The sequence below is a fragment of the Ancylobacter sp. 3268 genome (genome assembly GCF_031456575.1).
GTDB lineage: Bacteria > Pseudomonadota > Alphaproteobacteria > Rhizobiales > Xanthobacteraceae > Ancylobacter.
On sequence record NZ_JAVDUX010000017.1, the window covers coordinates 79,484 to 103,577 of the forward strand.

Sequence of the window (24,094 nt, forward strand, 5' to 3'; positions counted from 1 at the left end):
GGGGCCGGAAGCGCGCCCTTGGTCGGAGCCGGGCCCGGCTATTTTCGCCCGCCACCGGCGCGCGCCGCTCCGGCACCGGTGGCCGGTGCCTCCGATTCGGGCGCGTCCGTACCCTCCTCGTCGCCGGGCTCGGTTTGCTGCGACGGGGAAGGCGACGCCGCAGACGGCTTGCCGGGGGATTTGTCCGGACCCGGGGCGGGGCTCTCGGCACCCTCCGCGCCGGTCTTGCCGGGCGTGTCGGCTTCGCTCCCGGCGGCTTCCGCCCTGGTGCCGGGTGGCCGGGTGCCGATGGCCCAGCGGCACAGCACCATATTGTTGCGTCTGACGGCACGGTCCACATGCAGGTGCAGTTCGTGGAAGCCGTCCGACCCCGGGCCGAGAATGGTGGTGAAATCGGCGCAGGCGCTGGCCTTCAGCAATTCCTGGAAGGCGAGCGGCATCGCCTGCGCGCCGGCGCCGCCGACCAGCACGCTGCGCCCGTCCATCAGCGTGTAGCCGCGCGTATCCATGGCGTTGCCGGAGCCGTGCTCGCTGAGCTTCGCTCCCTTGACCCGGTTGCGCGGGCGGCAGGAATAGGAATCGGCAACCTGGATCCTCGCCAGCGGGCTGCCGAGCGTCTCGACGGCCGGGGCGACGCCCTCGCGCACCCAGCGCGCCACCGCCGCCGCCATGTCGCAGCGTAGCGTCGCCGCCGGTTCGAGCGGGATCAGGCGGCCGTCCGTCAGCTTGATGCCGGTGAGGCTGACTGGGCGTTCGATGCGGCAGGCCGGAGACGTTTTCACCTCGGCGGCCGCGATGGTGCCGAGGTCGCCGACGGTCAGTTCCGGGCAGCCGGCGAGGGGGCCGGGAGGCGGGGTGAGGGCCGATCCGGCCGGTGCGGGCGCCGCTGTGTCGGCGGGGGACAGCATCGCCGTCTGGGTCCGGCCCTGCGGCCGGGGAGGCGGCAGCGGCACGTTGGCGGCTTCGGTTTCGGCATCCTCGGGGTCGGAGGCGACATCGGCGACCGGGGAGTGGCCGCCAGCGGGCGGCGTGACGGCGGCAAGGCGCGGCCGGGCCGGCGGCAGCGGCATCTGCGCAGCCGGGGCGGCGGGCGGCGTGGTGCGTCCCGGACGCTGGGGCGGCAGCGGGATTCCGGGCGCTTCGGCAAGAGCCGGCTCCTCATCGGCGGCTTCCTTCACCGGGCCGGCCGGCTGGGCCGGACGGGCCGCGAACAGCGCGGGCGCTGCCGGCTTGCCGGCGGGTTTGCCGGCGGGCTTGGCAGCCGGTTCGGCGATCGCGCCGGCCGGAGCGGCGGCTTGCTCTTCGGCGTCGGCGCCGGGATGCTCGTCGGCCGGGCGCGGCGGCGGCAGCGGCACGGCAGACGCCGTGGGTGGGCCGGCTGCCGGCTTGGTCCGGGGCTTGCGCACCGGCTTGGGAGCAGGAGCGCCGAGCCATTGCTCGATCTGCTGGCTGGCGGCGCTGCCGGCGCGATCAATGCTCGATTTCAGCTCCTGGGTCTGCGCCACCTGCTGCGCCTGTGCCGCCGGGAGAGCGGCGGCGAGCACGAGACCCAGCCCGCCCAGCACGGCCGAAACGCGAATCGGCCCGCATGGCGTGGTTGGGAGCCACCTCGATTTCATGCTATTCGGTGCTCCCCTCGCCCCGCGATCCACCCGGAGGTCTACACCACGTGAACGCCGTTCGCGCCATTCTGTTCGACAAGGACGGCACGCTCATCGATTTCGATCGCACCTGGGGCCCGGCCGCCGGTGGGGTGATGGCCCGGCTAGCCGGCACCGACGGGGCGGCGTTGTCGCGTCTGCATGAGGTGAGCCACTATGTGGCGGAGCGTCGGCAGTTCCTGCAGACCTCGCCGCTGATCGCCGGCTCCTCCCGCCAATACGGCCCGTTATGGGCGCAGGTGCTCGGCCGCCCGGCCAGCGAAGCCTTCTTCGTCGAGATCGACGAATTGTTCATCGAGGAAGGCCAGGCGCACCTCGCGCCGCTCGGCCGGCCGAGCGCGGCGCTGGCGCGGCTTGCCCGGCTGGGCCTGCCGCTCGGCATCGCCACCAATGACAGCGAGCGCAACGCCCGCATCCAGGCCGACATTCTCGGGCTCACCGATCTGCTGGCGGCGATCTATGGCCATGATTCCGGCCACGGCTCCAAGCCGCTGCCGGGCATGGTGCGGGCCTTCGCCGAGCTGACCGGCCTGCCGACCTCGGCGGTGGCGCTGGTGGGCGATACCCATCACGACCTGATGACCGCGCGGGCGGCGGGCGCGCTGTCCATTCTGGTGCGCAGCGGGCCGGGTCCGATCGACGCCTTCGCCGGCGAGGCCGACCTCGTCGTCGACGATGTCGAGGCGCTGACCGAGCTGTTCCTCGAGCCGGCGTGAGGGCGCGATGATCCGGCGGCGGCTCTATGTCGAGGAGCGCATGTCGCGGCTGGCGGTATGGAGCCTGCGCCTCGCCGTGTTTTCGCTGCCGGTCACGCTCATCGGCGTCGCCTGCTATTTCACCGAGGTGTTCGACCTGACAAGCGCGCTCTATGCAGTGCTCGCCGGCATGGCGCTGGCGGCGCTGGCGCTGCTGCTCGCGCTCGCCGCCTTCGTGGTGATCTGGAACGAGGGGCTGCGCGGGCTCGGGCGGGTGATCGGGGCGAGCGCGCTGGCGCTGGCGCTGATCGCCCCCACCGCCGGCCTCGCCGCCTTCGGCGCCCGGCTGCCGGTGCTGCACGAGGTGAGCACCGATTTCGACGACCCGCCGGCCTTCGCGACGCTGGCCATGGCGCGCTCGCGCGCCGCCAATTCGCTCGACGGCCCCGACGAGGCGGCGGTGGCGGCGCAGGAGGATGCCTATCCCGCCATCCGCCCGATCGATTTCGATTCGACGCCCGACGACGTCTTCAACGACCTCATGGCGCTGGTGGCGCGGCGCAAATGGACCGTCGTCGACGCGGTGCCGCCGCGCGGCGGCCAGCGCGACGGCCGCATCGAGGCGGTGGCGCGGGGGCTTCCATTGGGGTTGCGCGACGACATCGTCATCAGGGTGCGGCGCACCGCCGAGGGCACGCGCGTCGACATGCGCTCGGTGACGCGCAACGCCGCGCGCGACTTCGGCACCAATGCCCGGCGCGTCGACGACCTGTTCGCCGAGCTCGCGGAGCGGCAGGGCAAAAGGCGGCGCTGAAGCACCCGCGACGCCTCAGGGGCGCCGGCCATACAGGCCCGACAGCGTCGGCGGGCCGTCGGTCTCCACCTCGCCGCGGGCGACGAGATCCTCCAGATGCGCCAGCGTCGACAGGCCGGCGGCCCCGAACAGCCGCGGGTCGAGGCCGATATAGATCGTCCGCACAATGTCCGGGATGCTGGCCGCCCCCCGCGCGAGCGCCCGCAGGATCGCGGTTTCGCGCGCCTCGCGATGGCGGAGATAGCGGGCGACGAAGGCCGGCCCCTGCCGTACCGGGCCGCCATGGCCGGGCAGATAAAGCTCTTCCGGCCGCTCGCCGAGCCGCCGCAGCGAGGCCATGTAGTCGCCCATCGCGCCGTCCGGCGGCGCCACCACCGAGGTCGCCCAGGCCATTACGTGATCGCCGACGAAGATGAGGCCGGTACCGTCCAGCACGAAGGCCATGTGGTTGGCGGTGTGGCCGGGGGTGGCAAGCGCGGTGAGGGAAAAGCCGTCGCCAGCGATGCCCTGCGCATCGGCGACGAGGAGATCGGGCACCACGTCGCGATCGCCGGCGGCGTCGAGCACGTTGGTCTCGCCTTCGTGCAGAGGCCGGGCCGGGCGGTGCCGGCCCTCGGCGACCACCGGCGCGCCGGTGGCGGCCTTCAGCGCCGCGAGCGCGCCGGTGTGGTCGCGATGGGTGTGGGTGAGCAGGATATGGCTGACCCGCCGGCCGCCGACCGCCGCCAGCACCGCGCCGACATGGGCGGCGCTGTCGGGGCCCGGATCGAGAATCATCACCTCGTCGCGGCCGATGAGATAGGTGCAGGTGCCGGTAAAGGTGAACGGGCCGGGATTGGGCGCCAGCACCCGCACGACGCCGGGCGCAACCTCCTCCGCCACGCCGGGCACGGCGGCGAAGTCGCGATCGAAGGGGATATCGTCGGCCATGTCGGTCGGGTTCCGTCGTTTCGGTGTCGTACTGATGCGCCCGTCCTGGCGCGGCCGCCTCGCCTGCGGGCCCGCCATGACCCCGCCGCGCGTCCCCGCACCTAGCCCAGCAGAAGGCGGGCGTCGAGGCCGGAGACCGCGCTCCGCAAGGGAAGAGATGGGCTTTTGTCACCGGGACGTCATCCACCGCTTGTCAGGGACGGCCCGGTGACGGCATTTTCGCCACGCGGCGGCCCGTTCCGGGTGATGGGCCGCGAGGGAAGGATCTGGCATGGACGATTTGTTGGACGGCTATCGGCGCTTTCGCGTCACCTCATGGCCGGAGCGCAAGGCGCTGTTCGAAAAGCTGGCCCTGCGCGGCCAGAGCCCGCAAACGCTGGTGATCGCCTGCTCCGACAGTCGCGTCGATCCCACCATGATCTTCGATGCCGGGCCGGGCGAATTGTTCGTGGTGCGCAACGTCGCCAATCTGGTGCCGGCCTATTCGACGCCCGACCATGCGCATCACGGCACCAGCGCCGCCATCGAGTTCGCGGTGAAGGTACTGGAGGTGAAGCAGATCGTCGTGCTCGGCCATGCGCTGTGCGGCGGCGCGCGGGCGTTGCTCGACGGCGCGCCGGACATGGCGCAGGATTTCCTGCCGGACTGGATCCGCATCGCCGCTCCGGCGAGCGAGACGGCGCGGCACCTCACCGATGACGAGGCCGAGCAGCGCCGCCTGGTGGAATATGGCTGCGTGCGGGTGTCGCTGAAGAACCTTACGACCTTTCCCTGGCTGAAGGAGCGGCTCGACGATGGCCGGCTGGCGTTGCACGGCTTCTATTTCGCCGTGGCGACCGGCGTGCTGGAGCGGCTGCGGCCGGACGGCACCTTCGGGCCGGCGTGATCCTCGGACGGCCGGCACGGGGGTTCCGCCGGCGCGCCCGGCGGCTATAAGGGGGCGACCTGTCCCGCCGGTACCGTGTGCCGGTTCGCGCGCGGGCTGCCACGGAGCGTGACGGCATGTTTGAAGAGCTCGACGGCGTTAAGCTGATCGCCGAGGAAGACAACGTCCTTGCGGCGGAGAAGAAGCGCAGCAAGGGCTTCGAGCCGATCTCGCGGCGCCTGTGGGCGGAGCTGGCCGGCCGGGGCGGCACGGTGGTCGATGCCGGCGCCTATACCGGCTTCTATTCGATCCTGGCCGCCCGGTCCGGGGCCGGACCGGTGCATGCCTTCGAGGCGAGCCCGCTCATCGTTCCGCGCCTGCTCGCCAATCTCGAACTCAACGAGATCGGCACGGTGGTGGTGCACCCTCACGCCCTTGCCCAGGCGTCGGGGCGCCGGATCGCGATCCGCGGCAAGGACGGCCTGAGTTCGGCCGGCAGTATCGTCGGCGAGGGAAGGGTGATTGGCAGTGCCAGCACGCTGGCGCTGGACGATATCGGCCTGAAGGATCTCTCCCTGATCAAGATCGATGTCGAGCGGGCCGAGTTCGAGGTGCTGCGCGGCGGAGCGGAAACGATTCGCCGCTTCCGGCCGCATATCCTCATCGAATTGCTCGACAATATCGGCCCGGTGGACGAATTGCTGCGGCAGTGGGGCTATACGGGCGAGAAGACCGATACCAGCATGTACCATTATCACGCCTGAGCCCGTGCCCCGCGGCATGTAGGGCGTCCGCGCCGGCAAGCGCCGTGCTGGTGCGGCGGCGTCGCTCAGCGCTTCTTCAGGTCTTCCATCATGGCTTCGATGGCGCCGATGGTCACCTCGATATCGGCGATCTTTCGCAGCGCATTGTCGGAGGGATGCGTGCCGGCCTCGGCCGCTACCCTGATCAGGTCGCGCTGGGCGGTGAGCAGCCGGGTGCGAAGGGCAATGAGCTTTTCAATCATGCAGTGGGACTAGCGCAATGATTGCCGGGGTTCAACAACCAAGCGGGCAATCGACGCTCTCCACGCATCTTTGCCGGTGCAAAATCTGCCGATGCCGTCGATTCATCGGACAGTAGGCCTTTTCCGCTAGATAAACGGCAGTCTTCCGCAGTTCGAGGCGCCGATGAGCTCTGATCCCGTTTCCAAATCCGGCATGTCGCGCCGCGACGCGCTGCGCGCCGGCGCGGCCGGCCTGTTGTCCGCCGCGATCGCCGGCCCCACCCGCGCCTTCGCCGCCGAGGGGCGGCGGCGGATTCTGGTGCTCGGCGCCGGCATGGCCGGGCTGACGGCGGCGCTGTCGCTGCTGCGGCGCGGGCATGAGGTCACCATCATCGAGGCACAGGACCGCATCGGCGGCCGGCTGCTGTCGCTGCCGCTCGGCGATGGCATGTTCACCGAGGCCGGTGGCGGCCATTTCCGCTCCAACATGCCGTATGTGCTGCACTATGTGCGGCAGTTCAACCTGCCGCTTCTCGGGTTGAACGACGGTTTGCCCCGCTATCTGGTGGATGGCGAGACCGGCGATGGCGCCCATCTGGCGGCGTGGCCCTGGCCGCTGGCGCCGGACGAGCGCAATGTCAGCGTCTCGACGACGCTGAACCGCTATCTCGAGCGCGTGGGCCTCGACGCCGATACGGCGCTGGATGCGCGCTGGCCGGATCCCGACGTCATGGCGCGGCTCGACAATGTGCGGCTGTCGGACCTGATCCGCAGCGTCGGCGCCTCGGATGGCTTCTGCAAACTGCTTAACGCCCATGCCGGCCCGTTCACCGGCGATTCGCCGGCGCTCGGCATGGTGCCCCGGGCGGCCTATCATTTCGGCGACAAGAACCTGTTCCGCATCCAGGGCGGCAACAACCGGCTGCCCGTGGCCATGGCGCAGACCATCGGTCTCGATCGGATCGTGCTCGGCGCGGCGGTCGCCGAGATCGATCAGAATGGTCCAAGCGTGCGGGTGACGACGCGGGACGGGCGGGCGTTTCATGGCGACGCGGTGATCTCGACCATTCCCTTCAGCGTGATCGGCGACGTGCGTGTGACGCCGGGCTGGTCGTCCGGCAAGGTCCGGCTGTTCGCCGAGATGGGATGGGACAAGACCGTGAAGGTCATCGTCAAGACGCGCACGCCGTCCTGGCTCGCCCACGGCGTCTATGGCTGGCCGATGGCCGGCGGCGACCGGCCCTGGGAGCGGGTGATCGACATCACCGGCAATGAACCCGGCGGGCATGGCAGCCTGTTCTTCTATCTCAATGGGCCCAATGCCGAGGCGGTGATGGCGCGCCCGAAGCCGGAGCGCGCGCGTTCTGTGGTGGAGCAGTTCAGGGCCGACATGCCGGATCTGCTCGACGAGGTGTTGTTCATGGACGACTTCGCCTGGGCCGAGCAGCCCTGGATCAAGGCCTCGTTCGGCGGCACGCCGCTCGGGGGCGGCTGGATGATCGGGGAATGCGCACGGCCGGAGGGGCGCATCCACTTCGCCGGCGATTTCACCACTTTGAAGACCGGCTGGGTGGAGGGGGCGATCGAATCCGGTTTGCGGGCCGCCCGCCAGATCGATGCCGCGGCCGCGCCGGAGGGCAATCCGCGCATACGCCAGGAATTGTGAGGTGGGCGACCGGAGCGGCGCGGCCCTCACCGGCCCGCCGCGATGGTCGCGAGCCAGGCCTCCGCGGTCGGCAGCAGGCGCGCGACGATGACGTCGACCCCGGCTGCATTCGGGTGCATGCCATCGGGAAGGTTCAGCGCCGGTACCCCCGCCACGCCGGCCAGGAAAAATCGGTAGAAGGCGACGCCGTGCTCCCGCGCCAGCCTCGGGAATATCGCCTGGAACCGCGACATGTAGACGAGGCCCCTGCTCGGCGGCGCCAACATGCCGGCAAGCAGCACCGGGATGCCGCGGCGGCGAAGCCGTGACAGTATATCGTCGAGGGCTGCTTCCGTCACCGCGGGATCGATGCCGCTCAGGGCATCGTTGGCGCCGAGTTCGAGAATCACGCCATGCGTGCCGCGGGGTACCGAACGGTCAAGGCGGGCAGCGCCGGCGCTTGCCGTGTCGCCGGAGACCCCGCCATTGACGATGACCACGTCGTACCCGCGGGCCCGCAGGGCGGCCTGCAGCCTCGCCGGGAAGGCCTCGTCGCGGGATAGGCCGAGACCGGCGGTCAGGCTGTCGCCGAGCGCGACGATGCGGATCGGCTCGGCCTGCACCGCAAGGGAGGGCAGCAGAACCGCCAGCAGGATGAGCAGCGTCCGACGGCATGCGGGAAAGAGCTTGATCCTCATTTCGAACTCCTTCGCCTTTCGGGCGGTACGGTCAATCGACGCTAAGATAATTGCTGGAAGGGCACCATCCCGTCATGGGAATGAAGCCGAGCGTCGAGTCCGATGCGGCGGTGACGCTTCCGCCGCGACATGGTTCCGCGGGCGGCAAACCAGATCGACAACGGACGTTCTCGTCGAAAGGTTTAGCTGTTGGCCTGGCCGGGGCTGCGACGCACCCGTGGCGGCGTTGTCGCCAAGCCGAGCCGATGCGCGGCTACCGATTGGATGGCCTCATCTCGCGCGTGCCGATAACGGCGCGGGCGGAGGTGTGGACTTCGCCGTTCATGCGGATAAAACGCCGGTGAGAGGCACGGCCACATTCGCCTTGTAATTCCGCCGCCGGGCAAGAATCCACCAGCCCCTATCCTGGTGCCGGCGAGATGGATCTGTTCTTCATCTCCTAAGGCGCGCCCGAAATCTTAGGTGGTCGCCGCCAGAACGCTCCCGGGCCTGCCCGGCCGGGATTGCGTTGCAGGCACACCCCTTGGTCTCATGCGACGATTTCCGGACTTTTGCCCCATAGGGGAACTTGGTGGGTGACGACGTAGCGGTAGGTTGCTAGTCTCCAAATATTGACGCGCTACTCAGAAGCACCCCTGCGAGGCCACTGGGCTTCGTTCGATGAGAAGGCTCGTAATTTATGAAAATCGACAATTTTGCTCATAAATTCAAAATTGATGGCAATGTGTCAGGTCGAAACCCGCTCTTCCGGAAGTTGCCGCTGGAGCATTTTCCGGATGTTTCGATCCATGGAGCAAATCTGCACGAATTGTATAATGGTTATGTTAAGAATTCAAAATTAGTATACGTGACAAAAAATAGAAATAAAATTATCGTCGATGGTCAGGTCGATATTGGTTCGTTAAAAAATACCACGGTTTTTTTCTCCGGCAGCGACAACGTCGTTACGATAAGAGGATTGCGAAACGTTGCAAAACTCGATCTCGTTTGTGTAAACCAGTCTAAAATTTCTATCGGTTCACCCACTACAATTCGTGGAATGACGGTGTTTTGTGCACATGAGAGCGAGATAAATATAGGAGAGAATTGCATGATATCGCGGGATATCATTGTATATTCTTCTAAAGCTCACGGGCTGTACAGTGTTGCTGACGGATCCCGGCGTTCCAAGTCGGAAATCAACATTGGCGATCGGGTCTGGATCGGGCAGGGAGTGAGAGTCCTGGCGGGCGCGAAAGTGGGCAATGGCTCTGTTATTGGGTCATATAGCGTGCTGGCGGGCCGTATTCCCAATAATTGTGCGGCGGCAGGCAATCCATGCCGTGTCACGACCAAGGATATTTTCTGGACGGACCATGCGGTTCCCGACGATGGGAACTATTTTGAAATGCTGACGGCGCTGAAAAAGCCGATTCCGGAATATATTCGGCCGACGGAAGATTGAATTGCTGGCAGGTTGTGCCGGAGCGATCGCGATGGCCGCGTCTTGGCCGGATCTGTCATGGGAAAGGACAACGCCCGTCGCACCACGTTCCGCGAGTTTCGACAGTCGCGGGATATCCGAATGCTGATCAAGGGGTGTCGGGACGAGGTCGAGGGATTCGGTGCCCTTGGACGCGATGGGCGCGCAACGCCACTCGAAGGCGGCAATCGAAGTCGGCGAGTATCGCCGGAACGAGGAGCAGGCGCCTCTCATTGCGGCGCTCTCCAGGACGGAGAATACCGCTGCGGCGGGACGATATGGCGACGTATCTGTTCCCCTACAGGGGAGGGCTTCGGGAAGCCCATTTGCCGCATGGTCGGAGTGGCAGGATTTGAACCTGCGACCCCCTCGTCCCGAACGAGGTGCGCTACCAGGCTGCGCTACACTCCGATGCGATGGGCGAGCCTCTAACACGGGGATGAGCCGGCCTGCAAGGGCGGCTTCGCACTTCTTCACATGGGCTGTTGATGGCGCCGCCTTCTGCCGCAGGCAATCTCACGCATGACGGTTGAAAGCGGCGCGTTCCTGTGGCTATGTCCGCGCCCGCACGATCCGCATCGTCGAAGGTGCGGAGCGTTGGGGCGTCGCCAAGCGGTAAGGCAGGGGATTTTGATTCCCCCATGCGGAGGTTCGAATCCTCCCGCCCCAGCCAACCATTCCTTTTTTGCTGAGAATTCGGCCGCCCCGGCAATTCCTGCGGCTGTGTCGAGGGTTAGCGTGGAGTTCGTCCAGGCGGAGACTCGTGTCCATCTCGCTGGGCGGTGTTCGACGCGGTTTTCCGCCCTCGCCTTGGCGTGAGATGTCCGCGCTGTGGCTGGGAAGGGATTCTCCGCCGTCATGCCGATCAATGAAGTCGATTGCCGGATTCCAACCCAGGCGCCTCATTTTCCTTGTTTGGAGAGCCTGCTCGTACTCATTCGTGAACGACCAAGCATGCGTGAGATGGCTACAGCGGACGCATAGTTCTCTTCTTGGTCGCTCGCGCCGCTCGCCGCCGCTTTCAATCTCCAAGCCGCCGCGAACGCCTTGTGCGACATTCCCGACCGCCTGTTCTTTAGGGCGACGGGACGGACAGCGCCTCTCGGTGAGCTTCGGGATCCGCGTTGATCAGGCACCAAGGTGCCGATTTTCGATCATGTCGGTGATCTTGTTTGCCAGCTCCGTCATCATAAACGGCTTGGTGATTACCTCCATGCCCGCCTCTAGATGACCATTGCCGACAGCGGCATTCTCCGCGAAGCCGGTGACGAAAAGCACCTTCAGGTGTGGGCGACGGAGACGGGCAGCATCGGCGACCTGACGACCGTTCATGCCTCCGGGCAATCCGACGTCGGTAATAAGCAGATCGACCCTGACGTCGGACTGAAGGATCTTCAATCCCGACGGACCATCTTCGGCTTCAAGCGCGACATATCCGGCCTCTTCGAGCACTTCCACGATGAGCATGCGAACGGTTGGTTCGTCGTCGATCACAAGCACGGTTTCGCCCGCGCCCATTTCCGGGATCGCCGATTCCACCGCCTCGGCATCTTCCGCGATATCGCCGAAGTAGCGGGGTAGGTAAAGGCACATCGTCGTTCCATGCCCCGGCTCACTGTAGACGCGAACCTGGCCGCCAGACTGCCGCACGAAACCGTGGATCATGGAAAGACCCAAACCCGTGCCCTGACCGATCGGCTTGGTCGTGAAGAACGGATCGAAAATGCGGTCGGCGATGTCCTTGGGGATGCCTGTCCCCGTGTCGGTGACGCACACCGAGATGTACTGTCCGGGCGGGAGGTCACGCTCACGCCCGGCGCGGGTGTCCAGCCATTTGTTCGCGGTCTCGATCGTCAGTTTGCCGCCATCGGGCATGGCATCGCGAGCGTTGATGGCGAGATTGAGAAGCGCGCTTTCGAGCTGGGCGGTGTCGACCCTGGTCGGCCAGAGGCCTGCGGCACCGACAACCTCGACCTTGATGGCCGGGCCGACGGTGCGCGTTATGAGGTCCTCCATACCGAAGACCAGCCGGTTCACGTCGGTAGGCTTCGGATCGAGGGTCTGGCGACGCGAGAAGGCAAGCAGCCGCTGGGTCAGTGCTGCAGCACGCTGCGCGGAGGTCTGGGCCGCGCTGATGAAGCGCTCGATGCCATCGCTTCGCCCTTGAGAAAGGCGCCTTTCGATGATCTCGAGACTGCCCGTGATCCCCGCTAGAAGGTTGTTGAAGTCGTGCGCGATACCGCCCGTAAGCTGACCGACCGCCTCCATCTTGTGCGCCTGGCGGAGCGCCTCTTCAGCCTCGGCGCGTTTGGCAATCTCGGCTTCCACCTGCTCTTCCAGACGGTCGTTGAGCTGGTGCAGCCGCTCCTCGGTCGCCTTCCGTTCGGTGACATCGATCACCGTGCCGACAAACCGCGTTCCCTGACGCGTATTGAAGAACGCGCGTCCGCTCGCGGAAATCCACCGCTGCTTTCCGTCCTCAATGCCAATCGTGCGATATTCGATGTCGTATCGGCCCAAACCCGCGGGATCGATCGCGCGTCGGACGGCCTCATCCGCGCGCTCACGGTCATCCGGATGAATTCCCGCAATGAAGGAGCCCTCATAGGTGACCGTCGCCTCCGCTGACAAACCAAAGAGCTGCCGGCACCGAACGTCCCAGCGCAGCTCGTTCGACGCGGGGTCATAGTCCCAGGTGCCTATTTCGGCCGCTTCGGTGGCCAGTCGCAAGCGAGCCTCGCTGGCGGCGAGTTCGCTCTCCGCTTTACGCCGTTGTGCGAGTTCGCGTTCGAGTGCCTGAAACAGCCTCGCATTATCGATCGCCACGGCCGCCTCCGCCGCCAGGCCTTCCAGGCCCCGCTCCGAACGATCGTCGAAGACGCCAATATCGGCATGGCCGAAGAACAGGCCTCCAATCACCTCTCCGGTTCGCGAGATGACCGGCACCGCGAGATAGCTGCGAACAGGCAGATGTCCCTCGGGCATGCCTTTGCGCGGCGCATTCTGCCCGTAACGCGGGTCCCTGGTTATATCGTCAGAGCGCACGATCCCTTCGCCCGAGAAGGTCGGCGCGAAGACGGATGTGTTGCGCGGCATCGGAAATTTAGCGAACGCTTCGGCTGGCACCCCGGACAGGGTGTAGAGCATATAGCTCTCCCCAGCCTGATTCTCGACGTTGTAGAAGAAGGCGCCGAACTCGGCGCCTGTCAGTTCCACGCCCGCGTCGGTCACGATCTGGACGAGCTCTTGAAGATCGGTCTTGGCCGCCAGGGCGGAGCCGGCCCGATTGAGTATCTCGAGCGCGCGGCGTTCTTCGGAGATCGCCTCCTGAGCTTCTCTCTCGCGCGTGCGATCGTGCAAAATCTTTGTGAACCCGATCACGGTACCGGCTTGATCGCGGATCGGCGACATCTCGCCTACGGCCCATACCTGCGATCCGTCGCGTCGAATGCGCCAACCTTCCGTTCCGCCCCCTCGGCCAACGGTTAGCGCGTCCCTCATCTCCTGTCGGAGCGCTGAAGCGCCCTCTCCGGGGGGAAACAAGCGCTCCAACGTTTCGCCAAGAACGTCAGGAGCGGTCCAGCCCAGCATCCGGGAGGCGCCCTCGTTCCAGCTCGTCACCCGGCCTTCGAGGTCGGTGGTAATGATCGCCGTCCCGACGGCGCTGTCGACGATCTGACGCCATTCGTCAGCGCTTATTGCGCGCGACGTGTACGGCCTGGTCATCGATCCCCCGGAACAACGTTTCCCTTCTTCGGCTCTCAAACGCAAAGCCATTGAAATGGTTGCAGAAGCCCAATGAGTTAAGCCAGGATTCCTTCCACTTGGCGCTCCGTGACCAGGCGCGTGCATGGACGCACGCCCCGACCCATGAACTGACCCGCGCCGACAGCCGTTTGAGGAAGGATAGCGGCAGAGATCGATGTCGCGCCAGCAGCGGAAGTCAATCCGCCGCTCCGAAGCTGACGTTCCGTCCGATGTTCCCGAACTCCTTCCGCCGCGATGGGCAATCGAGCCGGGGAAGCTTTGCCGACGGCTTACAGGTAATTCCACCTTGCGACACGCCGGCCGATATTGAAGGCGTCCTGCAATCCTTGCTCAGCCGCCGATTGGTTGATCGGGAGCAACAAGTCCATGCCGATGGGCTGGATGCCGCAATACCCAAAGATGCCCTGGACGATCTGCGCCTTCATCGCGTCGAGATAGCCCCGGTGATCGTAGGTGTCGCTATCCACGCCGCCGATCGCGACGACCTGTCCCCTCAAGCGCCCCAGAAGGCCAGTCGTCTTCCTGGCTGGATCATCGTCGAATGCCCAGTTGCGGATGAAGACCCGATCGATCCATCCCTTCATAACCGCAGGCATGGACCACCAATAGACCGGGAACGCCAGCACCAGGACGTCGGCCTTGTCGACGCGTCTTTGTTGATCGATGACGTCGACCGGCGTCTGCCCGCCGGCATGGAAGAGGTCGTTGTCGGGAACGCCGAAAAGTGGGTCGAAGCCGCTTGATGCCAGATCCAGGATTTCGTGCGTGGTGTCGGGCACGCTTTTCAGTCCATCGACAAGCTGGCCTACCGCAGCGTGAGTGTAGGAAGCGGGGTTGGGATGAGCCGTTACGATGAGGACGTGCATCAATCTCTCCGGAAAGGCATGCGGGCTCTTTGAATGAAACCGGCCAGATGCTACAATCAGTAAGTTACTATTAGTAGTTATGATCCGCGTCAAGAGAGCCGGTCGGGATGTCGAAGAAGCTGCCGAGGCCTGAACGCCGCGCCCAACTCCTCGAAGTTGCCTCTGCCATCGTGCGCGAAGAGGGTACGGACGCCTTGACACTCGGCCTGCTGGCGGAACGTGCGGGAGTGAGCAAGCCGATCGCTTACAGCCACTTCGAGACCCGCTCGGGGCTGATGATCGCTCTCTCCAAGGTGGCAATGGATCGGCAGGTCGCGGCTCTGGCTGCCGCCTTGGAGGACGCCCCAAAGGAGCCAGAGCGGATCGCGCGGATCCTGTCGAGCGCCTACCTGGAATGCGCGCTGACGATCGGGCCGGAATGGCATGCGATCGATGCAGCACTCCGTGGTGATCCAACCATGGAGGCCCACCAGCGTCGGACCCGGCAAGACCATGCGGCCTTCTACGCCGCAGCCATCCAGCCGCTTTCGAAACTCGATGCCAAGGTCGTGCAGCGACGGTGCGTCGGCTTGATCGGAACGATGGAGGCACTATCGGCCGAGGTCATGGAAGGCGGCATGCCCTTGGAAGCAGCCGTCGATGACCTGGTAGCCTTGATCCGACAATGGCTGATCGAATGCTGAGACTTGATACCGAAGCGAAAGTTGGGCTGACGAAGACGTTCCAGCGGTCGGGAACAGCAACCTGGAAAGTGGCTGCTTACAAATCGTCATTTCGTTTCTCAGGGCGACCCGAACAGCGTCGTGTAGTTTGCCGGCTGCCACACCTGCCCGGGCTGGTAGCCGGCTGCGCGCAGGTTCTCGATCAGATGACCGCAGCACGCGCTGTAGAGTTCGCCGGCGCCGGTGTCGATGAGCGTGACGTGGCTGTCGAGATTGACGAGAAAGGCGTTGATCAAGCCCCTGAGCGGTAGGCCGAGCCGCTCCTCGGCGAGACGCGCGGCCGCCTCGCCCGGATGCACCTCCTCCAGCAGCCCGTGGGGGCCGGCATCCGCGCCGTCCGCCGGTGCTTGGAGCGCGGTGGGGATGGGAAAGGTGTTGGTGCCGTCGAGCAGCGCCGTGATCTCGGCATCCCCCAGCATGAGCCGGTAGAAGCCGCGGGCCTGGCTGCGCAGCTGCGTCGCGCCCGTGCGCCCGGTGACGGAGGGCGGCTTCGGCCTGTTGCGGCTCACCAGCTCGGCCGCCTTCGGGCGCAAGGTCATCGCGCCGATGATCCCCGACTTCATGCGCGCCAATCCAGCGCTGAAGGTGGACCTGATGATGACGGACGGCCTGGTCGACCTCGTGACCGAGGGGCTGGACCTCGCCATCCGCATCGCCAAGCTGAACGACAGCAGCCTCGTCGCGCGGCGGCTCGCTGACAATCCGCGCGTGTTGCTCGCCTCGCCCGACTATCTCGAACAGTATGGCGCGCCGACGACGCTTGGCGATCTCCCGCGGCACGAATGCCTTGCCACCAGCGGGACGACGCATTGGTCCTTCAAGACCCCCAAGCACCTGACCACGGCACGGATCGAGGGGCGTTTTTCCGCCAACTCCATCGAGGGATTGCTGCAGGCCTGCATGGGCGGCCTGGGAATTGCCAACCTCTCCCTATGGTTCGTCCGGGACGAGATTGCCGATGGCCGCGTGAAGGTCATCGAATTGCAGGATGCCATCCCCGAGCCGCTTGACGTCTGGGCCGTCTATCCGACCAGCCGGATGGTTCCGTCGAAAGTCCGCCTGTTCATCGACGCGCTGGCGGCCCGGCTCAGGAGATGAGCCTGGAGCGTTGTTCTATTCGTCCAAGTACGACAGCGCCAGAACCGGACGTTGCAGGTAGATGACCACGCTGGTGCGCTCATGGAGTCTGCTCAGCAGGTGTCCCCCGCGTGTTCCGCGTGAGACGTGGTGAAAATATGGGTCACTTCTCGATGGAAAAATCCCCGCCTGCCGGGTCATATCTCGATGGAAATCGACAGGCTCCCCTCGGGCATCGAGTTGCTTCACCACGCGATATCCATAGGCATTGCCGCCACCGCGCTTGCCGGTTTCCACCCGGCCGCGAATGCCACGATGTGTCTTCAGCGCCAGGTCCTTCAGGAACAGCGCGTTCATCGTGCCCTTGAGGCCGACATGCTGTTCGCTGATCTCGCCTTCGAAGGGCGATCAACTGCATCCCGGCAAAGCGCAGGCGCTTATGGACGGCGGCGACATCCTCCTGATCGCGGCTGATGCGGTCGAGCGCTTCCGACAACACGATATCGAAACGGCCGCCGTGCACGTCCGCCATGAGCTTCTGGATGCCGGGGCGGATCAGTGAGGCCCCGGAGGTTGCTGCACCGCATCGGGCGGATCGGCGGCTTCTTGTAGGGCTTGGTGTTCGGCCTCGGCGGGCTGGCGGCGGCGACGCTCGGCGTGTTCGCCGACAGCCACGGCATCGACGCGTTTATATCGACGCGTTTTATCATGTCCGCGCCTACCTGCCGGCCTTCGACCTGCTCGCTTGGCTCCTGCCGAGCCGGCGCGACGCGCGATTACGGCGAGCGGCTGGTCCTGCGCGACTGAACGCTCAGGGACGCGGTTCCAAGCCCTTGGCGATGAGAGCAAAGGCGCGGCGCAGATAAAGCCTCCCGTCGGGAAAGCTGGGCCACTCCCAGTCATGGCCGGCGGCCACCGCCAGCGGGCTGAAGGCGACGTCGAGCAGCACCCGCGCCGATACCGCCGCGTCCTCGACATCGACCCGGCCGAGGGCCTGCTGGCGCTCCAGCCAGGCGACGACCATCGCATGGGTGTGATCGCGCCCGCGCGTCTCCACCAGCGATCGCAGTTCCGGGAAAGCCAGGCTGTCCACCATGATCACGCGCACGAAGGCGGTGCGGGCGCGATTCTCCTCGTCGTCAATGTCCAGACGGAACATGCGCTCCAGCGCCTCGACCAGCGGCAGGTGGTCCCAGTCGGGGCGGATGTCGACCATCGTCTGGCGGTGCGCATCCACGATCGCGCCGGTCAGCTCCAGCTTGCTGGGGAACAGGCGGTACAGTGTCTTCTTGGATATTCGGCAGCGCGCGGCTACCTCGTCCATGTTCATACCGCTGTAACCGCGGTCGCAGAACAGGTCGAACGCCTGCGCGACGATTCTCTCCTTTTGTTGATCGTCGGGAATGACTTTCGGTCGGCCACGAAGTTTCGCCGAAGATGGAGGGAGGGCGCCGAGTGTCATTGTCCGTCTCTATCATGCATCGCGGAAACTTAGGGCAACGCTCGGAAATTGAAACGCCGGTTTGACAGTTCCGCCGCTCTTAAATATAGAAACTCAGACGTTTCTTAAAGAGCGAGGGCTCCCGTGGCCTCCCCGAACCGCCGTTCGTCCGCCGTGCCCTTCACCGCTTCCTCCTCCCCGGCGTCACGCCGGCGCGTGCTTGCCGGACTGGGGGCGGGTCTGCTCGCCACCACCCTGCTCGCCGGCTGCGACAGTCAGCAGCAGGCTGGTTCTGGGCCGGGCGGGCCGGGCACGCAGGGGCGTCCGCAGGTCGGTGTGGTGACCCTGCACCCGCAATCGGTGGCGATCACTGCCGAGATGCCCGGCCGGACCGTCGCCTCACTGGTTGCCGAGGTACGCCCGCAGGTCGGCGGCATCATCAAGCAGCGCCTCTTCGAGGAGGGTGCCGAGGTCAAGGCGGGCGACGCACTCTACCAGATCGACCCGGCGAGCTATCAGGCCACCTATGACAGCGCGGTCGCCAGCCAGCAGAAGGCCGAGGCGGCTGTGCCGAGCGCCCAGTCCAAGGTCGATCGCTATGCGGGCCTGATCAAGCAAAACGCCGTCAGCAAGCAGGACTATGACGACGCCATCGCCTCGCTGGCGCAGGCCAATGCCGAGGTGGCCGGCGCCAAGGCCGATGTCGATACCGCCCGCATCAACCTGAACTACACCCGCATTACCGCCCCCATTGGCGGGCGCATCGACAAGTCGACCCTGACCCCCGGCGCGCTGGTGACGGCGAGTCAGGATACCGCGCTCACCACCATCCGCACGCTCGACCCGATCAATGTCGACGTCACCCAGTCGAGCACCAATCTGCTCAACCTGCGGCAGGCGATCCGCGAAAGGCGCATCAAGATCAGCGGCGATCAGGTTCAGGTGCGGCTGAAGCTCGACAATGGCGAGATGTACCCGCTTGCGGGGACTCTGGAGTTCACCTCCGCCTATGTGGATACCACCACGGGCACCTATGGCTTGCGCGCGCAGTTCCCCAACCCGGACCGGCTGCTGCTGCCCGGCATGTATGTGCGCGCCATTGTCGAGGAGGGCGTCGCACCCGACAGCTACCTCGTTCCCCAGCGCGGCGTGACGCGCAACACCAAGGGCGAGCCGGTGGCGCTGGTGGTCAACGCCGACAACAAGGTCGAGCAGCGCGTGCTCAGCGTCGGGCGCAGCGTCGGCAATAGCTGGCTGGTCGATACCGGCGTCAAGGATGGCGACCGCGTCGTCGTCGAGGGCAGCCAGTTCGCCCGCCCCGGCCAGGACGTGACCCCCGTCGACGTGGTGGTCGACGAGACCACCGGCGAGGTGCGCGAGCGCGGCCAGCAGAGCGCGGCGCCCGCCGCCAGCGCTGGCGCTGGCACCGCGACGGCGAACTGAAGGCGTCCCCATGTCCCGCTTCTTCATCGACCGCCCGGTCTTCGCCTGGGTCATCGCCCTGCTGATCATGCTGGGCGGCGTTCTCGCGCTGAACAACCTGCCCATCGCGCAATACCCGCAGATCGCCCCGACCACGGTGAGCGTCACCGCCTCCTATCCCGGCGCCGACGCGCAGACCGTCGAGAACTCGGTGACCAAGGTCATCGAGCAGGGCATGACCGGCATAGACAATCTCGACTACATGTCGGCGACCTCGACCTCGACGGGCCAGGCGACGATCACCCTCACCTTCACCAACGCCGCCGACCCCGACATCGCCCAGATGCAGGTGCAGAACAAGCTGCAGCTCGTCCAGGCGCAGCTGCCGAGCGTGGTGCAGACCAACGGCATCTCGGTCGAAAAGGCCTCGGACGGCTTCCTGCTGGTCATCGGCTTCGTCTCGACCGATGGGCGCCTGTCGTCCACCGACGTGTCGGACTATGTCGACTCGACCCTGAACGACACGCTGAAGCGCATCGAGGGCGTAGGCTCCACCACGCTGTTCGGCTCCTCCTATGCCATGCGCATCTGGCTCGACCCGGAGAAGCTGTCCAAGTACCAGCTCATGCCGGGCGACGTGACGAGCGCCATCGAGGCGCAGAACACGCAGGTTTCCGCCGGCCAGCTTGGCGGCCTACCGGCCCGCACCGGCCAGCAGCTCAACGCCACGGTCACCGCGCGCTCGCGCCTGCAGACGCCCGAGCAGTTCCGCAACATCATCCTCAAGAGCACCACCGACGGCTCGCTGGTGCGCATCAACGATGTCGCGGATGTCGAGCTGGCGGCGGAGAGCTTCACCACCGCCTCGCGCTATAATGGCAAGCCGGCGGGCGGCCTCGCCATCAATCTCGCCACCGGCGCCAACGCCATCGCCACCGCCGAGCGGGTCAAGGCGGCGCTGGAGCGGATGAAGCCGACCTTCCCGGAAGGGGTCGAGGTCGTCTATCCCTACGACACCACGCCCTTCGTCGTGCTCTCCATCGAGGAGGTGGTGCGCACGCTGGCCGAGGCCATCGTCCTCGTCTTCATCGTGATGTTCGTCTTCCTGCAGAGCTTCCGGGCGACGCTCATCCCCTCGCTCGCGGTGCCGGTGGTGCTGCTCGGCACCTTCGGCGTGCTGGCGCTGTTGGGCTACTCGATCAACACGCTCACCATGTTCGCCATGGTGCTGGCCATCGGCCTTCTGGTCGACGACGCCATCGTCGTGGTCGAGAATGTCGAGCGCGTGATGGAGGAGGAGGGGCTCTCTCCCAAGGAGGCCACCCGCAAGTCGATGGGCGAGATCACCGGCGCGTTGATCGGCATCGCCACCGTGCTCTCGGCCGTGTTCATCCCGATGGCCTTCTTCGGCGGGTCGGTGGGCGTGATTTACCGCCAGTTCTCCGTCACCATCGTCTCGGCGATGATCCTGTCGGTGCTGGTGGCGCTGATCCTCACCCCGGCGCTCTGCGCGACGCTGCTGCGCCCGGTGCAGCACGGCGCCAAGCAGACCGGCTTTGCCGGCTGGTTCAATCGCAATTTCGAGCGCGGCACCAAGGCTTATCGCACCGGCACGGCCAGGGTGGTGGCGCGCAGCGGGCGCTTCCTCGTGCTGTTCCTCGCCATTGCCGTGACGATGGGCTGGATGTTCGTGCGGCTGCCCTCCTCCTTCCTGCCGGAAGAGGACCAGGGCATTCTCATCACCATGGTGCAGCTGCCGGCCGGCGCCACTTCGGACCGCACCGAGAAGGTGCTGGACACCGTCCGCCGCCACTTCCTCGAGGACGAGAAGGATGCGGTCGAAGGCGTCTTCAGCGTCAACGGCTTCGGCTTCAGCGGCCAGGGCCAGAATCTCGGCATCGCCTTCGTGCGGCTGAAGCCGTTCGACGAGCGCAAGTCTCCCGCCTTGTCCTCGCAGGCGGTGGCCGGCCGCGCCATGGCCAGGCTGCATGTGCGCGACGCCATGGTGTTCACCCTCATGCCGCCGGCCATTCAGGGCATGGGCAATAGCGGCGGCTTCAGCGTCTATCTCCAGGATATCACCGGTGCCGGCCATGAGAAGCTGATGACGGCGCGCAACCAGGTGCTGGGCATGGCGGCGCAAGACCGCCGCCTCGTCGCCACCCGCCCGAACGGGCTGGAGGACGAGCCGCAATTTGTCGTCGACATCGACCAGGAGAAGGCGGGCGCGCTCGGCGTTTCGCTGGCCGACATCAACGACACGCTCTCCACCGCCTGGGGCAGCAGCTATGTGAACGACTTCCTCGACCGTGGCCGCGTGAAGAAGGTCTATCTCCAGTCGGCTGCCGCGTTCCGCATGCAGCCGGAAGACCTCGCCAAGTGGGAGGTGCGCAATTCAGCCGGAACCATGGTGCCGTTCTCCGCCTTCGCCTCGACCCACTGGACCTACGGCTCGCCACGGTTGGAGCGCTTCAACGGCTCCTCGGCGGTGGAGATCCAGGGCCAGGCCGCGCCGGGCATCTCCTCGGGCGACGCCATGACGGCGATGGACGAGATCATCGGCCGGCTGCCGGCGGGCTATGGCCATGAGTGGACCGGCCTGTCGCATCAGGAGCGGCTTTCAGCCAACCAGGCGACGGCGCTTTACGTCATCTCGCTGCTGGTCGTGTTCCTCTGCCTCGCCGCGCTCTATGAGAGCTGGTCGATCCCCTTCGTGGTGCTGATGTCGGTGCCGATCGGCATATTCGGCGCGCTGCTCGCTGCGACGATGTTCGGCCAGAGCAACGACGTCTATTTCAAGGTCGGCCTGCTCACCACCATCGGCCTCGCGGCGAAGAACGCCATCCTCATCGTCGAATTCGCCATCGAGCGGCAGGCGCATGGGATGGGGCTGGTCGAGGCGACGCTGGACGCGGCATGCCAGCGGCTGCGCCCGATCCTGATGACCTCGCTCGCCTTCATCCTCGGCGTGACGCCGCTCGCCATCGCCAGCGGCGCCGGCTCGGGGGCGCAGAACGCCATCGGCATCGGCGTCATGGGTGGCATGATCGCCGCCACCGTGCTCGGCGTGTTTTTCGTGCCGCTGCTCTTCGTCGCCGTGCGCCGGATCTTCCGCGGCAGGGCGCCCGAACCGTCACCCGTCGGCGGGGCGGCTCCGGGCGGGGAGGCGCGTAATGCCCATGCCGGCTGACCCTCATTTCCGCCCTGCGATTCTCTCCCGCCCGTCAGGTGAGCCTATGCCGACCCCGTCCGCTTCCCGCTCCCTGCGCGCTCCGCACCTCACATGCGCGCTCTTCGCCGCCCTGCTGCTCGGCGGCTGTGCGGTCGGCCCCGACTACAGCGCGCCGGCCCTGCAACTGCCCGCCAAATGGGGCGCGGCGGCGCCGGCCGTCATGGCGAACGGTGAGGAGCCGGCCAACCGGCCGCCTGAACTCGCCCGCTGGTGGGAGCGGCTCGGCGACAAGACGCTGAACCGGCTGATCGACGAGGCGGTGGCCGGCAATCTCGACGTCGCGACCGCCAAGGCACGCGTGCGGCAGGCCCGCGCCACCCGCCAGCAGGCCATCGGCGCGCTGGCTCCCTCGGTCACCGGTTCGGGCAGCTACACCCGTGCCGACGACGGCAGCAACGTCTCCAGCACCGGTGGAGTGACGGTGGCGGGTCCGTATGACTCGTTCTCCCTCGGTGCCAATGCGAGCTGGGAGCTCGACCTGTTCGGCGAGAACCGCCGCGCCGCCGAGGCCGCAACCTACGGGCTCGATGCCGCCGAGGAGACGCTGCGCAACACGCTGCTCACCCTGATCGGCGACGTCGCGACCTATTATGTCGAGGCGCGCGGCTATCAGGCCCGCGCCGCGCTCGCCCGCCGCACCGCCGCTTCCCAGCGCGAGACCGCCGCACTCACCCGCACCAAGCTGCAGGTCGGCTCGGCCTCCGCCGTCGACGTCGCCAATGCGGAAGGGCAGGCGGCGAGCACCGAGGCCAACATTCCCGAGCTTGAATCGAGCTACCAGCAGAGCGTCCATCAACTCGCCATCCTGCTCGGCCAGCCGCCGAGCGCGCTCAACGACCAGATGAAGCGCAGCGCGCCCATTCCCACGCCGGTCAAGGCGGTCCCCCGCGGTGTGCCGGCGAACGTGCTGCTCTCGCGCCCCGATGTGCGGCTCGCCGAGCGCCAATACGCGCAATACACCGCCAGGATTGGCCAGGCGGAGGCGGCGCGCTATCCCGATGTCAGCCTGGTCGGCGATGTCTCGACCTCGTCCACCAAGGTCGGCGATCTCGGCAAGAGCTCAAGCATCAGCTGGAGCTTCGGGCCGAGCGTGAGCATCCCGATCTTCAATGCCGGCCAGCTCAAAGCCGCGGTGGACTACGCGCAGGCCCAGCGCGACGAATATTTCCTGGCCTATCGCGCCGCCGTGCTCGGAGCCCTGCAGGATGTGGAGAACGCCAGCGTCTCCCTGCAGCAGGAACGCATCAAGTACCGCAGTCTCACTTCCTCCGCCGCTTCTTACCGGCAGGCCGTCTCGCTCGCCCGCACCCTCTATCAGAGCGGCTCGTCGAGTTTCCTCGACGTGCTGGACGCCGAGCGCTCGGCCTATTCCGCCGACGACGCAGTGCTTACCAGCCGGGTCGCCATCGCCACCGACTATATCGCGCTCAACAAGGCGCTGGGCGGCGGCTGGACGGGCACGGTGGACGACCGCACGCCAGCGGTGGTGGACACGCAGATGGCGCCGCGGCTGGTCTCCCTCGACAAGACCGGCCTGAAGCCGCGCGACCGCGAGAACCAGGGCGTCGACCAGGCCTTTGCGCACTGAGGCCGCGGCACGGCGCAGCGGGGCCGGCCTTCCACGCCCAGGCGATCTCGTCGGGATGTTTCCAGCGCCGTCTCGATTGGCGTAGGCCGGCCGGTGAGATGGCCCCGCACATGGCGCCGCCGAGGTTCTCGACGACGTCCTGCGCCTGCGCCCTCTCAAGGCTTCCGCCACCGCCGAGATGCTCAACGCATGGTCGAGGTCAATCATTGCCGCAAGGATCTTG

At 66.4% G+C, this 24,094-nt stretch carries 20 protein-coding genes, 2 tRNA genes and 1 pseudogene; 13 read left to right on the forward strand and 10 right to left on the reverse strand.

What is annotated here, in order from left to right; all coding sequences use genetic code 11:
- Positions 1 to 38 precede the first annotated feature (38 nt).
- Complete coding sequence (locus J2X65_RS21460) at positions 39 to 1,619, reverse strand: extensin family protein (RefSeq protein ID WP_310205564.1); 1,581 nt, start codon at positions 1,617 to 1,619, stop codon at positions 39 to 41.
- A 50-nt stretch (positions 1,620 to 1,669) separates the two neighbouring features.
- Between J2X65_RS21460 and J2X65_RS21465 the strand changes: the two genes are divergently transcribed.
- On the forward strand, positions 1,670 to 2,377 hold the full coding sequence (locus tag J2X65_RS21465; protein WP_310205566.1) for an HAD family hydrolase: 708 nt from the start codon (positions 1,670 to 1,672) through the stop codon (positions 2,375 to 2,377).
- Between the two features lie 7 nt (positions 2,378 to 2,384).
- Entirely contained in the window at positions 2,385 to 3,170 is a 786-nt protein-coding gene (locus J2X65_RS21470) for a DUF1499 domain-containing protein (RefSeq protein ID WP_310205570.1), read from the forward strand.
- A 15-nt stretch (positions 3,171 to 3,185) separates the two neighbouring features.
- On the opposite strand, the gene J2X65_RS21475 is transcribed toward J2X65_RS21470, so the two are convergent.
- On the reverse strand, positions 3,186 to 4,100 hold the full coding sequence (locus J2X65_RS21475; protein WP_310205573.1) for an MBL fold metallo-hydrolase: 915 nt from the start codon (positions 4,098 to 4,100) through the stop codon (positions 3,186 to 3,188).
- 271 nt (positions 4,101 to 4,371) lie between these two features.
- Between J2X65_RS21475 and J2X65_RS21480 the strand changes: the two genes are divergently transcribed.
- Together J2X65_RS21480 and J2X65_RS21485 are read left to right on the forward strand one after the other, a co-directional pair.
- A complete protein-coding gene (locus tag J2X65_RS21480) occupies positions 4,372 to 4,986 on the forward strand; it encodes a carbonic anhydrase (RefSeq protein ID WP_310205576.1) in 615 nt (204 codons plus the stop codon).
- A 116-nt stretch (positions 4,987 to 5,102) separates the two neighbouring features.
- Positions 5,103 to 5,729, forward strand: coding sequence for an FkbM family methyltransferase (locus tag J2X65_RS21485; RefSeq protein ID WP_310205579.1), 627 nt, complete (start codon positions 5,103 to 5,105; stop codon positions 5,727 to 5,729).
- A 65-nt stretch (positions 5,730 to 5,794) separates the two neighbouring features.
- Here J2X65_RS21485 and J2X65_RS21490 read toward each other — a convergent pair whose 3' ends face one another.
- Positions 5,795 to 5,971: a hypothetical protein gene (locus J2X65_RS21490; protein WP_213365476.1), complete on the reverse strand. Its 177-nt coding sequence runs from the start codon at positions 5,969 to 5,971 to the stop codon at positions 5,795 to 5,797.
- A 163-nt stretch (positions 5,972 to 6,134) separates the two neighbouring features.
- On the opposite strand from J2X65_RS21490, the gene J2X65_RS21495 reads away from it, so the two are divergent.
- Positions 6,135 to 7,616, forward strand: a complete 1,482-nt coding sequence (locus J2X65_RS21495) for an NAD(P)/FAD-dependent oxidoreductase (RefSeq protein WP_310205583.1) — start codon at positions 6,135 to 6,137, stop codon at positions 7,614 to 7,616.
- A 26-nt stretch (positions 7,617 to 7,642) separates the two neighbouring features.
- Here J2X65_RS21495 and J2X65_RS21500 read toward each other — a convergent pair whose 3' ends face one another.
- On the reverse strand, positions 7,643 to 8,293 hold the full coding sequence (locus J2X65_RS21500; protein WP_310205586.1) for an arylesterase: 651 nt from the start codon (positions 8,291 to 8,293) through the stop codon (positions 7,643 to 7,645).
- A gap of 679 nt (positions 8,294 to 8,972) precedes the next feature.
- Here J2X65_RS21500 and J2X65_RS21505 point away from each other — a divergent pair.
- On the forward strand, positions 8,973 to 9,737 hold the full coding sequence (locus tag J2X65_RS21505; RefSeq protein WP_310205588.1) for an acyltransferase: 765 nt from the start codon (positions 8,973 to 8,975) through the stop codon (positions 9,735 to 9,737).
- Positions 9,738 to 10,089: 352 nt separating this feature from the next.
- On the opposite strand, the gene J2X65_RS21510 is transcribed toward J2X65_RS21505, so the two are convergent.
- Positions 10,090 to 10,166 (reverse strand) — tRNA-Pro (locus J2X65_RS21510).
- A gap of 187 nt (positions 10,167 to 10,353) precedes the next feature.
- On the opposite strand from J2X65_RS21510, the gene J2X65_RS21515 reads away from it, so the two are divergent.
- Positions 10,354 to 10,428, forward strand: a tRNA-Gln gene (locus J2X65_RS21515).
- Positions 10,429 to 10,883: 455 nt separating this feature from the next.
- Here J2X65_RS21515 and J2X65_RS21520 read toward each other — a convergent pair.
- On the reverse strand, positions 10,884 to 13,481 hold the full coding sequence (locus tag J2X65_RS21520; RefSeq protein WP_310205592.1) for a PAS domain S-box protein: 2,598 nt from the start codon (positions 13,479 to 13,481) through the stop codon (positions 10,884 to 10,886).
- A 311-nt stretch (positions 13,482 to 13,792) separates the two neighbouring features.
- Positions 13,793 to 14,389, reverse strand: coding sequence for an NAD(P)H-dependent oxidoreductase (locus J2X65_RS21525; RefSeq protein ID WP_310205595.1), 597 nt, complete (start codon positions 14,387 to 14,389; stop codon positions 13,793 to 13,795).
- Between the two features lie 107 nt (positions 14,390 to 14,496).
- On the opposite strand from J2X65_RS21525, the gene J2X65_RS21530 reads away from it, so the two are divergent.
- Entirely contained in the window at positions 14,497 to 15,072 is a 576-nt protein-coding gene (locus J2X65_RS21530; RefSeq protein ID WP_310205599.1) for a TetR/AcrR family transcriptional regulator, read from the forward strand.
- A gap of 98 nt (positions 15,073 to 15,170) precedes the next feature.
- On the opposite strand, the gene J2X65_RS21535 is transcribed toward J2X65_RS21530, so the two are convergent.
- Positions 15,171 to 15,674: a hypothetical protein gene (locus J2X65_RS21535; RefSeq protein ID WP_310205602.1), complete on the reverse strand. Its 504-nt coding sequence runs from the start codon at positions 15,672 to 15,674 to the stop codon at positions 15,171 to 15,173.
- Between J2X65_RS21535 and J2X65_RS21540 the strand changes: the two genes are divergently transcribed.
- A complete protein-coding gene (locus tag J2X65_RS21540; RefSeq protein WP_310205605.1) occupies positions 15,658 to 16,209 on the forward strand; it encodes a substrate binding domain-containing protein in 552 nt (183 codons plus the stop codon). The genes J2X65_RS21535 and J2X65_RS21540 overlap by 17 nt on opposite strands.
- Positions 16,210 to 16,386: 177 nt before the next feature.
- Here the strand turns inward: J2X65_RS21540 and J2X65_RS21545 are convergent.
- A pseudogene (locus J2X65_RS21545) lies at positions 16,387 to 16,765 on the reverse strand (recombinase family protein); the annotation flags it as partial.
- A 41-nt stretch (positions 16,766 to 16,806) separates the two neighbouring features.
- On the opposite strand from J2X65_RS21545, the gene J2X65_RS21550 reads away from it, so the two are divergent.
- The gene (locus tag J2X65_RS21550) at positions 16,807 to 16,995 is read left to right on the forward strand and encodes a hypothetical protein (protein WP_310205692.1); all 189 of its coding nucleotides are present in this window, start codon (positions 16,807 to 16,809) and stop codon (positions 16,993 to 16,995) included.
- A gap of 4 nt (positions 16,996 to 16,999) precedes the next feature.
- Here the strand turns inward: J2X65_RS21550 and J2X65_RS21555 are convergent, their stop codons facing one another.
- Entirely contained in the window at positions 17,000 to 17,650 is a 651-nt protein-coding gene (locus J2X65_RS21555; RefSeq protein WP_310205609.1) for a TetR/AcrR family transcriptional regulator, read from the reverse strand.
- A gap of 153 nt (positions 17,651 to 17,803) precedes the next feature.
- Between J2X65_RS21555 and J2X65_RS21560 the strand changes: the two genes are divergently transcribed.
- The 3 genes from J2X65_RS21560 to J2X65_RS21570 are packed head-to-tail and all read left to right on the forward strand — an operon-like array spanning position 17,804 to position 23,871.
- The gene (locus tag J2X65_RS21560) at positions 17,804 to 19,072 is read left to right on the forward strand and encodes an efflux RND transporter periplasmic adaptor subunit (RefSeq protein WP_404977776.1); all 1,269 of its coding nucleotides are present in this window, start codon (positions 17,804 to 17,806) and stop codon (positions 19,070 to 19,072) included.
- 10 nt (positions 19,073 to 19,082) lie between these two features.
- On the forward strand, positions 19,083 to 22,241 hold the full coding sequence (locus J2X65_RS21565; RefSeq protein ID WP_310205612.1) for an efflux RND transporter permease subunit: 3,159 nt from the start codon (positions 19,083 to 19,085) through the stop codon (positions 22,239 to 22,241).
- A 46-nt stretch (positions 22,242 to 22,287) separates the two neighbouring features.
- Positions 22,288 to 23,871 carry an efflux transporter outer membrane subunit gene (locus J2X65_RS21570; protein WP_310205615.1) on the forward strand — a complete coding sequence of 528 codons (1,584 nt, stop codon included), beginning with the start codon at positions 22,288 to 22,290 and terminating at the stop codon, positions 23,869 to 23,871.
- The last annotated feature ends 223 nt before the right edge of the window (positions 23,872 to 24,094 follow it).